Source organism: Arthrobacter sp. Rue61a, assembly GCF_000294695.2.
GTDB lineage: Bacteria > Actinomycetota > Actinomycetes > Actinomycetales > Micrococcaceae > Arthrobacter > Arthrobacter aurescens_A.
Window position 1 is genome coordinate 1,128,711 of sequence record NC_018531.1, and the last position, 11,416, is coordinate 1,140,126.

An 11,416-nucleotide genomic window follows, 5' to 3' on the forward strand; every position below is an offset into this window, starting at 1 on the left:
AAATGACACAGATTTTCGACAACCCGGCAGACTTTGCCGATGACGCGCTGGACGGCTTCGTGGCTGCCAACCGTGGCTACGTCGCACGCGTTGACGGCGGTGTGGTCCGCTCCACGGAAGTCCCCTCCGGCCAGGTTGCCCTGGTGGTTGGTGGCGGCTCGGGACACTATCCGGCCTTCGCCGGGCTGGTAGGCCCAGGCCTTGCAACGGGTTCGGCGTGCGGCAACATGTTCGCCTCCCCGGCGGCCGGCCAGGTTTACCGTGTAGCGAAGGCGGCCAACGCCGGTGGTGGAGTGCTGCTCAGCTACGGCAACTACGCCGGCGACGTGTTGCACTTCGGCCAGGCGCAGCTCCGGCTCAACGCTGAGGGCATCGAAACCCGCACTGTCACCGTCACGGACGACATCGCCAGCGCTCCGATCGAGCAGCTCGAGAAGCGCCGCGGCATCGCGGGGGACCTCACCGTTTTCAAGATTGCCGGCGCCGCCGCCGAAGCGGGACTGGACCTTGACGCCGTCGAGCGTCTGGCCATCAAGACCAACTACCGGACCCGTTCGCTGGGTGTGGCCTTTGACGGCTGCACGCTTCCCGGCGCCAAGGATCCGCTGTTCCATGTTCCTGCAGGGCAGATGTCATTGGGCCTGGGGATTCACGGCGAACCCGGAATTTCCGAGCACCCGATGCCCACCGCATCCGAGCTGGCGGAGCTGCTGGTCACCAAGCTGCTCGCGGACAAACCTGAGGACGCCGCGGACCGCGTGGTGGCTATCGTCAACGGCCTTGGCACGGTGAAGTATGACGAACTCTTCCTCCTGTTCGGCAAGATCGAGAAACTACTGACGGCGGCAGGCCTCACCGTGGTGGAGCCCGAGTGCGGTGAGCTGGTGACCAGCCTGGACATGTCCGGGCTCTCCCTGACATTGCTGTGGTTGGACGATGAACTTGAGCAGTACTGGGCTGCACCGGCTGACACCCCGGCGTTCCGCAAGGGCAGCATGGCGCCCCGCGCGCCACGCGCCGAGGCAGCAATCGACGACGCCGAAACCGCCGACGTCGAGCAGCCCACCCCGGCAGCGGCTGAACTCGGGCGGCAGGCCGTGGCCATCCTCGCCCAGGTGCGGGACGTCGTCGTCGAACATGAAGAGGAACTCGGCAAGCTGGACGCGATCGCCGGCGATGGTGACCACGGCATCGGCATGCGGCGCGGCGTCGATGCTGCCGCCGCCGCAAGCGAAGGCGCCGAAGGTGCTTCCGTTGCGCGCGTTCTGACAGCAGCCGGGGAAGCTTGGAGCGAGCGGGCCGGCGGGACGTCCGGGGCGCTGTGGGGTTCGGCAGTCATCGCGGCCGGGCAGTCGCTCGGGAACCGTGAAAGCTACACCTCGGAGGACGCGGCCGCCGCTGTGGACGCCTTCGTGCGGGCCATCACCGAACTCGGCAAAGCGGATCCCGGGGACAAGACCATGGTGGACGCGCTCCTGCCGTTCCGGGACACCTTCCTCACAGAACTCGACGGCGGTACTCCCGTTGACCGGGCCCTGGCAGTTGCCGCTGCGGCAGCCGAGTCCGCTGCAGCGAAGACAGCTGAACTTCGGCCGCTCAAGGGCCGGGCGCGACCGCTCGCGGAAAAGAGCATCGGGCACCCTGATCCGGGTGCGGTGTCCTTTGGGTTGATCGCCGCCAGGATCTCGCAATTTATCGATTCACAACTGGCCACCGCTTCTTCAGCGGCAGCGGCCGGAAACGGAGCCCAAGCATGAGCAACAACCACGGCTGGCGCATCGTCGTCGGCAACGATGAAGCCGGTGTCGAGTACAAGCAGGCACTCCTTGCCCTGCTGGAAGCGGACCCGCGCGTGGCTTCCGTGACGGACGTCGGCGTTGGCTTCAACGACTCCACGGCCTACCCGCACGTCGCCGTCGATGCCGCCCGCAAGGTGGCTGAGGGCGAAGCTGACCGGGCCTTGTTGATCTGCGGCACGGGATTGGGTGTTGCGATTGCCGCCAACAAGGTCCCCGGAATCCGCGCGGTTACCGCCCACGACAGCTACTCCGTGGAACGGTCCGTCCTGAGCAACAATGCCCAGGTCCTGACGCTGGGCCAGCGGGTGATTGGCTTGGAACTGGCCAAAAAGCTCGTAGGGGAGTGGCTCGACCACCGCTTCGATCAAAACTCATCCTCCGCCGCCAAGGTGGACGCCATCTGCTCGTACGAGCCCGACTACACGAAGGCAGTCTGACCATGACAATTTCCGAAACAACCGAAGGAAACCCGAGCAACGCAGCCCGGAAGATCGCCGTCGTCGGGTCCGGATACATGGGCGGCGGCATCGCCCAGGTGCTGGCGCTCGGTGGCGCGCGTGTTGCGCTTGCCGATGTTTCTGCCGAGGTAGCGCAGAAGAACTTCGACCGCCTGCTGGTGGAGTCGGACCAGTTCATCGCGGATGGGCTTTTCCCTGAAGGTGCCACCGAGATCCTGAAGCAGAACCTATGGGCAGCCAAGGACATCGAAGAAGCCGTATCGGATGCGGACTTCATTGAGGAGTGCGTTCCGGAGGTGCTGGAAATCAAGCATCAGTCCTTGGCCCGGATCAGCGCCGCAGCCCGCCCGGACGCCGTGATCGGCTCCAACACGTCTACCATCTCCATCGCTGCCCTTGCCGAAGCCGTCACCAATCCGGAGCGCTTCCTCGGCGTGCACTTCTCCAACCCGTCGCCATTCATTCCGGGCGTCGAGATCATCCCTCACGCTGAAACTTCTGCCGCAACCGTGGCCGCGTCGCGCGAGCTGGTGCACGCTGCAGGCAAGCAGACCGCCGTCGTCAAGGACGTCACCGGCTTCGTGCTGAACCGCCTGCAATACGCGCTTTTCCACGAGGCAGCCCAGCTGGTGGAGCAGGGAATCGCAACAGCGGACGACGTCGACACCCTGGTGCGTACGACGTTCGGCTTCCGCTTGCCGTTCTTTGGTCCGTTCGCCATCGCGGATATGGCCGGTTTGGACGTCTATAACTTCTGCTACAAGTCGCTGCAGACCGGATTCCCGGAACGCTTCGCGACGCCGAAGATCCTCTCGGACCTCGTGGAAGCAGGCAAGCTCGGCACCAAGACCGGCGCCGGCTTCCTCAACGTTCCCGCCGAGCGCACTCCGGAACTCATCGCCTACCGCAACAAGGCCTACGTCGCCATGCAGAAGCTCATTGAAGAGCTCGGCCCGGCCCCCATCAACTAAGACTTTCAGGAGAAAACACATGACTTTCCCCGTAGAACGCACTGCGATTGTCACCGGCGCCGTTTCCGAACGCGGCATCGGCCGAGCCACCGTCAACTACCTGGCCGCGCAAGGCTGGAACATCGGCATCATCGATCTTGATGACGCCGCCTGCAAGATCGCAGCAAAGGAAATCGCCGCAGAATATGGTGTGCAGGCCCACGGTGTGGGCGCCAACGTAGCCAGCGAAGCCGAAGTCCGCGCAGCCATCGACGAGCTGGAGGCTGAGCTGCCGCAGATCGTCGCGCTGGCCAACGTTGCCGGCGTCAGCTCACCCGTTGGCTACCTGGAACTCGAACCCGCCGAGTGGGACCGCGTCCTGAACATCAACCTCAACGGAGTCCACTACGCCACCCGCCGTGTGGCCGAATCCATGGTCAAGAACCGCATCGGGCGGATCGTGAACATCTCCTCCGTTTCCGCCCAACGCGGCGGCGGCACGTTCTCCAAAACCCCGTACTCCGTAGCCAAAGCAGGCGTCATTGGATTGACCCGCGCCACGGCACGCGAACTTGGCGAGTACGACATCACCGTCAACGCCATCTCTCCCGGGCCCATCGACACCGACATCATGGGCGGAACGCTGAGCCAGGAACGCAAAGATGAGCTCACCAAGGACCTTGTCGTGAACCGTGTGGGCTCCACCCGGGACATCGCAGCCGCCATCGCTTTCCTCATCAGCGAGGACTCCGGATACATTTCCGGGCAAACGCTGAATGTGGATGGCGGACTGTACATGCACTAGGGCTCGTCCATGAAGACCTGGTCAAGAGAACGAAAGATCTACCTTGCCGTGGGCATCCTTGCCTGCGCAGTGGGCATGGTGCTCATTTTCTTCCCGCGCTGATCGCGGCTGCATTAGTCATTTCCTGTCACTCAAAGAGGAGTTTCAATGTCTGTTGCCACCAATTCCACTAAGGAGTTGCTGGACACGCCGGTCCTCAAATCGGCGATCTCCAAAGCATCGCGGCGGCTCATGCCAATGCTTGTCATCCTGTACGTCGTGGCCTTCCTGGACCGCACCAACGTTGGTTTCGCCGAAGCCGCACTTGAAGTGGACAAGGGCATCACCGCAGGTGCTTACGCGCTGGGCGCCGGTATCTTCTTCATCGGCTACGCCCTGTTCGAGATCCCCAGCAACCTGTTGCTGACCAAATTTGGCGCGAAGGTGTGGCTCGCCCGCATCGCCATTACGTGGGGCATCGTTTCAGCCTGCTTCGCTTTCGTTCAGGGTGAGACATCCTTCATCATCCTTCGATTCCTGCTGGGCGTCACCGAGGCCGGCCTGTTCCCGGGCGTCATCATGTTCCTGGCGGCGTGGTTCCCCAACAAGGTCCGCGTGAAGATGTTCGCCATCTTCTACCTGGCCCAGCCGTTCTCGCAGATGATGGGTGCACCGCTGTCCGGCTGGCTCATCAACATCGGCGACCAGGTTCCGGGCGTCGCAGGCTGGCAGGTCATGTTCTTCGTTGAGGGCATGCTCGCAGTCCTGGCCGGCATCGCGGCGTACTTCTTCCTCATCAACAGCCCCCAGGATGCCAAATTCCTTACCAAGGAGGAGAAACGGGCCCTGTCCGACGTCATGGCGCTCGAAGACACCGTCAAGGAAGAAACGGGTCCACGCGGTGTCCTGGCATCCATGCGCAACGGCCGGGTCTGGTACTTCACTGTCATCTACTTCTGCCTGCAGGTTGCGGTCTACGGTGTCACGTTCTACCTGCCACAGCAGGTGGCACAGCTGACCGGCCAAAAGGTGGGCATCGCCGTCGGACTCCTGGCCGCGATCCCGTGGTTCTTTGGCATCTTCGCCTGCTACTTCATCGGCAAAGCTGCCAACACGGTGGAACGCCGCCGCCGTTGGGGTACTGCATTGTTCATCTCCACCGGCCTCTGCATCTTCGGGTCCGCATGGGCCGGCGCCAACCAGCTGCCGGCACTCGGGATCATCTTCATCACGCTGGCGGTGTGCAGCTTCCTGTCCACAGGTCCCATTTGCTGGTCATATCCGACGGCGTTCCTTACCGGCACTGCCGCCGCTGCGGGTATCGGTCTGATCAACTCGCTGGGCAACCTGGGTGGGTTCGTCGCCCCGATCCTTCGCACCACGGTCAATGAGGTCACGGCCTCCGACACCGGCACCATGGGTGTTTACGCGCTGGGGGTGCTGCCGTTCCTTGCTGCTCTCCTGATGTTCGGCACCAAGCGCTTCAGCAACAAGGCTGACGAACTGTTGGGGAAGTAAACCGTGATGCTGCCTGCTCCTGACACTGTGTTCATTGGTGTCAGCACCAAGATGTACATGGGCTACGCGCATAGCCTGGAATGGGTGGAACAGCTGGTGGCTGAAGTGGACGCCCGCCCGGCCCTCGCGGCCGGGCGGGTGGTCCCCTTTGTAATCCCGTCCTTTCCGGTTTTGCCCGAGGCAGCGCGGCTCCTTGCCGGAACGCCGCTGGTCCTGGGCGCGCAAAACTGTGGATGGTCCGACGGGCCGTGGACCGGCGAGGTGTCACCCTCCATGCTTGCTGAGCTCGGCGTTGGACTCGTGGAGATCGGCCACGCAGAACGACGCCGCTACTTCGGTGAAGATGAGGCGATGATTGCGCTCAAGGTGAGTGCCGCCGTCGAAGCCGGACTGACGCCGCTGCTGTGCGTGGGGGAGACCGAAGTCCTCGAACCCGAGGCGGCTGCAGCCATGGTGTTTTTGCACATCAAGGCAGCCGTTTCGGGCGACTGGTCGGTCGCCTCCCAACTGGTGATTGCGTATGAACCTGTGTGGGCGATCGGTGCTCCTGAGCCTGCCTCGGCCGAGTATGTTTCCCGCGTGGTGGCTGCCCTGCGCGAATCGTTGGCCCAGCACGGATTGGCCGGGATTCCTGTCATCTACGGGGGCTCCGCCAAACCTGGACTGTTGCCGCAGTTGGACGGGGTGTCCGGGCTTTTCCTCGGCCGATTTGCCCACGACGCCGCCAACTTCGGACGGGTCCTCGACGAAGCCCTGAGTTTTTGTACAGCAGATGCCCTTAAGACGCCTTCTAGAGGGCGTTAGCTGTACAAAAACTCCGCTGGCAGAGGGCCACGAAGCCGCCCAAGTTCTCCAGACCCTCGGGATGAGTCGGCAGGTAGTTGGTCAGTTCGGGTGAACGCACGACGACGGCACGCCACTGACCGCGCGACACCGCCACGTTGATCCGGTTCCGGGACAGCAGGAACTCCATGCCGCGTGGTACCTCTCCGGCTGCAGACGCTGCCATGGATACGATGACCACGGGAGCTTCCTGGCCTTGGAACTTGTCCACGGTACCCACACGGACCTTGCCCAATCCGGCGCCACGAAGATGGTGTTTGATCAGCTGAACCTGGGCGTTGTACGCGGCGACCACCAGGATGTCGGTCTCCTCCAAGGGCCGGCCTTCAGCGGGCAGTGTTTCAGCGGAGAGTGTTTCAGTGGGCTGTGACGGGTCGATCCAGCTGAGGCCAACGTGAGCTTGGACCTGCCGGACAACCTCCGCGGCTTCCTCGGGTGAGGACGTGGAGTTGCCGGTGTGCGGGACGTAAACGCAGGAGATACCGGGCGCGGCACCGTCCAAGTGGCGTTCTTTGGCTGCGGGTGCTGCCTCAAGCCTGTTGTCGTAGGAAAGTTCTGAAACTGCGCTGCATAACTCAGGATGCATTCGCCACGAGAGTGCCAAGAAGTAGCCCAGTTCGGCAGGCAAGGTGTTGAAACCATCTGACAACCAGCCCAGAGCCGATTCGTCCACTGGTTCGGGGTGCTTGCCTTGGGTGACCTGAGGCAGTTGCTGGGGATCCCCGAGAAGCAGAAGCCGCTTGGCTGCGCGGCTCACGGCCATAGTGTTGGCCAACGAGAACTGTCCTGCTTCGTCGATGACCAGGAGATCCAGCGAGCCCGCCGGAACCGAGCTGCCCACCATGGTCCAGGCAGTGCCGCCGATGAGGGCTCCACCTGGTTTGGACAACAGCTCTTCCACATCACCTTTGGCGCACTGGGTCCACGGCACGGGGTCGTCGTGTTTGACTTCCTTAGCCACGCGTCTGGGATCCACTCCAGCTTTGTCCACCGCAGCGCAGAGCATGTTCTCCACTACCGCATGCGATTGGGCCACGACGCCAACTTTCCAGCCGGCTGCGACGAGACGGGCGATGACGTGCGAGCCGACGTACGTCTTGCCGCTGCCCGGAGGTCCTTGGACGGCCAGATAGGAGTTGTCCAGGTCCTCCACTGCAGCTGTGATGGCATCAATGTACCCATCCGGTCCGGCGTTGACCGAGGGCAGAGCCGGCAGTGAGCGAAGCTTTGGTGGCTGCCTGCGCACCAGATCCAAGGAACAGTCCCGGGGCCACAAAGGTAGCGAGGCACTGAGCTTTGTGGCCAACGCCGCGAGGGCAGCCCGCTGCCCGTTGGTGGCAATGGGCGGATCCGGAGTAAGCGCCATGGGCAATTGGCTGAACTCTGTGGAGTCCTTGCGAAGGCCTTCGGCGATGGTGACCGTTTCGAAGTCCTCGTCGTCCCCCACCTCAGTGACCAAAGTTCCGTTCCAGCCTGCACGGCCAAGCGCGGCGGATTCCTTCGCTTGGAGCGAGTCCGGCAGGGGAGGGCCGTACATGCGGAAGTATTTCTTGCCGGGTTCCAGCCCGGCGCCGTCACCGGACCGGCCATAGAGTTTCACGAGCCGCGCAGGGTTGCTCCGAGGTGTCGGTTTTGCCCAGTCCTGCAGCAGTTCGGCGTGGTCGACAACGAAGAGGTCGCGCTCGTCAGGCCACTGGGAGGTTGGTTTTTCCAAACGGTCGAAGTGTCCCCACCAGTGCTGCTTGTCCTCGCGACGGTGATACCCGACGCCTGCGGCGACGATGCCGATAGCTCGGGAATCGGGAGTGGCTCTCTCGTCCTCGGGCAATCCGGCGAGGTAGTCGAATAGTGCTTTCTCTTCCGGTGCCGCCTCATACTGATCCGGTTCGGTGTTATCCGATTCGGTATCTGCTGGGGGCGCTTCGTCCGCACCCCCTGTAACGATGGAGCGCTCCGCAGCACGGGCAAGGAGCCAGTTGCGCAGTTCCAGCGTCGAGAGACAGTCATACTCGTTGTAGTCCCGGATGCCTTCGAGGATCACAGCTGCTTGGTCGGAGTTCCCGATGTCCCGGGCAGTGCAGTAGTCAGCGTAGGCAACAACGGAAGCGCCGGCGTCGGTCACGTCACCTGACCTCAGGTGCTGCCCCATATACAGCGGTTCAAGTTTCTTGATGCTGTACGAGTTCTCGGAGATCCGGATGCTGTGGCGGACGGTGTCGTAAAGGTCCACCAGGACGCCTTGGCGCAGGAGGTCGTCGACGGCGGATTCGCCCACCACATGTGTCAAGGAAAGGTTCCTCAGGGCCGTCTTCTCATACGCGGCGTAATGGTAGATGTGCATGCCGGGATAGCTGGCGCGCCGCTTGGCCACATAGTCCAGGAAGTCCACAAAAGCCTGTCCCTCCTCGGCCCGGGAGTGCGCCCAGAAGGGCCGGAACACGGGGTCAGCCCCTGGTTCCACAGGATTTTCGATGACACCGAACAGGTACTCGAGACCCCACTTTCCTGTGACAGGATCCTGCCACAGGGGATCGCCTTCGAAGTCGAAGAAGATGTCGCCAGGGTCCGGAGCAGGTAGCCTGCCCAAGGTGTTGTCCGGCAGCACGTTGTAACTGATGGCCTTGGTTTCTCCGGATTTATCCGTGTACTTGACCGTGCCGTCAGGGGTGCCAGTGCCGGTCTGCAGCCGGGCCTGCTCACGGAGCCGCAGCAACGTGGCATCGCCCGCTGCAGGGAGGGCAGCCAGTTCATCAATGGTGGTGACCCCGGCTTCGATCAGCTTCTTGCGCCGGCTGACCCGCATACCCGCCACCATGAGGAGATCCCGATGCAACCGGACCTGCTCAGAGCAATAATCACAGCGGCCGCACGCGGAGTACCGGGAGTCGCCCCATGCCACGGGTACGGCCCCTGAAACGTGCGCCTCGGTCATGCCAAGGAAGCGTTCCCGGCGCTCCTTGAAAACGGGAAGGATCTGCGCGAGGGGGTGGTCGCTGTGGACCCGGTTGCCCAACACCAAGGTGACCGTGGGGTCCGGGGTAACTCCCGCGCGGATGAGTTGATCGCCATAGGCGGCCAACTGCAGGAGGGCCGTGACCTTGGCGTGCCGTGCGAGCTTGGTGTCGAAGACGGCGTACTGCCCGCCGGGGCGCTTCACCAGGAAGTCGGAGCGGCCATGAAACTGGCCGTCGAAGAAAGCGGCTTGGAAGACGACGTCCGCTCCGGAGCGCAGGGCGTCGATGGATTCCGCGTGCTTGGCCGAAAGAGTGGCGCGGTCCATCGCTGTGGCGGGGACGACGTCGTAAACGCCTTTTCTGGTAGCCGCATTCCACGGCCCGAACTCAGCCACGTAGTCATCAAGGACCCGATGTTCGTGGACGTCGCCGAGCTTGGCGGTGCGCTCCAACATGGCATCCGTTGCGAAAGCAGGCTTTGGCGTGCGGCCCAGTTTTTCGTCGAGTTTCCGGAGTAACTGGTACTCGCACGTGGCAGCGATAACGAGGTCGCTGGCCGAGAACACCAGGTCCTGCGGGGCGCCCGCAATCTCAGGATCGAGAAAGAACACCGCGACCCACCTACCTCTCCATGCCGTGAATAAACCCTTGCAGCCAAGCTATCAGCGGGCTCTGACAATATACGGCGCAGACAATATGGATCGCAGCCACTTTAGACTGCCCTCATGACTGAAACAGACCCCACCCTGGACCCCGCTTTCGAAGCCGCTTACCAAGCCGCACAAAAGAGCCTCAGCGAGGGCGGCATTCCCATCGGGGCCGCATTGGCCCGTGGTGGGAAAGTCATTGCCAGCGGACACAATGAACGAGTACAGCATGGGGATCCGATCGCGCACGGGGAAATGTCCGCGCTGAGGGCTGCCGGGCGTCAGACAAGCTACCGCGACACCACGCTCTACACCACCTTGGCGCCATGTGCCATGTGCACGGGAACCATCATCCAGTTCAAGATCCCGCGGGTAGTGGTTGGAGAGGCCGAAACTTTCCCCGGTGAATTCGATCTCCTGCGTTCACGTGGCGTGGAGGTCGTGGTGCTGGACGACCCCCGGTGTGTGGACATGATGCGTACTTTCCAAGAGGAACACCCCGAATTGTGGGCTGAAGATATCGCCGAATAACACTGAAATGGACTCCCGAAAGGGGCCGAAACCGCCTAGCCACCGATACCCGCCGAGCGTAGGCTGGCATCATCGGCGTCGGTGCCGAGAGGCCCTGCGTCGATAACCCCAATCGATGAAGGAGGACCCATGAGTGCCGTACGTGAATTCATGACAACCAATGCCCAGTGCATCGAAGAGGATAAGACTCTTCAGGAAGCCGCCAGGCTGATGAGGGATATGGACTGCGGTTCGCTTCCCATCTGCGGCCACGACGGCAAGCTCACCGGCTTCATCACCGACCGCGACATCGTGGTCAAGTGTTTGGCTGAAGGCAAGGATGCAAGGGAAGTCCGCGCCAGCGAACTCGCTACCGGTAAGCCGTACTGGGTGGACGCCGATGCCAACGTTGACGAAGCCGTCACCATGATGGAGGAACATCAGGTGCGCCGCCTGCCTGTCATCAGCGATCACAAGTTGGTAGGCATCATCAGCCAGGGCGATATTGCGCGCAACCACTACGCCGAACAGCGCCTCGGCGAAATGGTGGAGCACATTTCAGCCAAGGAGCGCATGTCGCACTGACAACCCACGCCAGCCGCCGCGAGGCATCCCCTAGAGGAACGCCTCGCGGCCCGTTCCTTCACGCAGCACGAGTTCGCCGTCTTCGATGGAGACCAGCAGGCTCTTGGGTTTCCCCGCGAGCTTCCTCGTGGCGCTAAGTTTTCGGCTGCTGACCTCAACGCCCACTGTGGCGCCTTTGGCTGGCAGCTCAACTGTCAGTTCGTCGGCCATCCCCAACAGGGCCTTGGTGGACACATCCCTCTCCGACACGGCTTCCTTGCCGTTGACGGTCACTGTCACGTCATCGGAAACAAACCCGTCCCGAAGGATGATGAGCAGTTCCTGCATGGTCCAACTACAGCACTAACATGGCCGCCGGGATAGGCCTT

Annotated in this window: 10 protein-coding genes; 8 read left to right on the forward strand and 2 right to left on the reverse strand. The window is 62.6% G+C overall.

What is annotated here, in order from left to right:
* Positions 1–2: 2 nt before the first annotated feature.
* From dhaL to ARUE_RS05330, 6 genes are all read left to right on the forward strand, one after another.
* Positions 3–1,757 carry a dihydroxyacetone kinase subunit DhaL gene (gene dhaL, locus ARUE_RS05305; protein ID WP_014920982.1) on the forward strand — a complete coding sequence of 585 codons (1,755 nt, stop codon included), beginning with the start codon at positions 3–5 and terminating at the stop codon, positions 1,755–1,757.
* Positions 1,754–2,236 carry a ribose-5-phosphate isomerase gene (locus ARUE_RS05310; protein ID WP_014920983.1) on the forward strand — a complete coding sequence of 161 codons (483 nt, stop codon included), beginning with the start codon at positions 1,754–1,756 and terminating at the stop codon, positions 2,234–2,236. The genes dhaL and ARUE_RS05310 overlap by 4 nt, the downstream gene beginning before the upstream one ends.
* A 2-nt stretch (positions 2,237–2,238) precedes the next feature.
* A complete protein-coding gene (locus tag ARUE_RS05315) occupies positions 2,239–3,228 on the forward strand; it encodes a 3-hydroxyacyl-CoA dehydrogenase family protein (protein WP_014920984.1) in 990 nt (329 codons plus the stop codon).
* A gap of 19 nt (positions 3,229–3,247) precedes the next feature.
* Positions 3,248–4,012: an SDR family NAD(P)-dependent oxidoreductase gene (locus tag ARUE_RS05320; RefSeq protein WP_014920985.1), complete on the forward strand. Its 765-nt coding sequence runs from the start codon at positions 3,248–3,250 to the stop codon at positions 4,010–4,012.
* A 147-nt stretch (positions 4,013–4,159) separates the two neighbouring features.
* Positions 4,160–5,509, forward strand: a complete 1,350-nt coding sequence (locus tag ARUE_RS05325; RefSeq protein ID WP_011773842.1) for an MFS transporter — start codon at positions 4,160–4,162, stop codon at positions 5,507–5,509.
* Positions 5,510–5,515: 6 nt separating this feature from the next.
* The gene (locus ARUE_RS05330; protein WP_014920986.1) at positions 5,516–6,313 is read left to right on the forward strand and encodes a triose-phosphate isomerase family protein; all 798 of its coding nucleotides are present in this window, start codon (positions 5,516–5,518) and stop codon (positions 6,311–6,313) included.
* Here ARUE_RS05330 and ARUE_RS05335 read toward each other — a convergent pair.
* Positions 6,300–9,917, reverse strand: coding sequence for a TM0106 family RecB-like putative nuclease (locus ARUE_RS05335; RefSeq protein ID WP_014920987.1), 3,618 nt, complete (start codon positions 9,915–9,917; stop codon positions 6,300–6,302). The genes ARUE_RS05330 and ARUE_RS05335 overlap by 14 nt on opposite strands.
* A gap of 114 nt (positions 9,918–10,031) precedes the next feature.
* Between ARUE_RS05335 and ARUE_RS05340 the strand changes: the two genes are divergently transcribed.
* Both ARUE_RS05340 and ARUE_RS05345 read left to right on the forward strand, forming a co-directional pair.
* Complete coding sequence (locus ARUE_RS05340) at positions 10,032–10,484, forward strand: nucleoside deaminase (protein WP_014920988.1); 453 nt, start codon at positions 10,032–10,034, stop codon at positions 10,482–10,484.
* 129 nt (positions 10,485–10,613) lie between these two features.
* Positions 10,614–11,048 (forward strand): CBS domain-containing protein, encoded by a 435-nt coding sequence (locus ARUE_RS05345; protein ID WP_011773846.1) that lies wholly within the window; start codon positions 10,614–10,616, stop codon positions 11,046–11,048.
* 30 nt (positions 11,049–11,078) lie between these two features.
* Here the strand turns inward: ARUE_RS05345 and ARUE_RS05350 are convergent, their stop codons facing one another.
* Positions 11,079–11,375 carry a hypothetical protein gene (locus ARUE_RS05350; protein WP_011773847.1) on the reverse strand — a complete coding sequence of 99 codons (297 nt, stop codon included), beginning with the start codon at positions 11,373–11,375 and terminating at the stop codon, positions 11,079–11,081.
* Between the last annotated feature and the right edge of the window lie 41 nt (positions 11,376–11,416).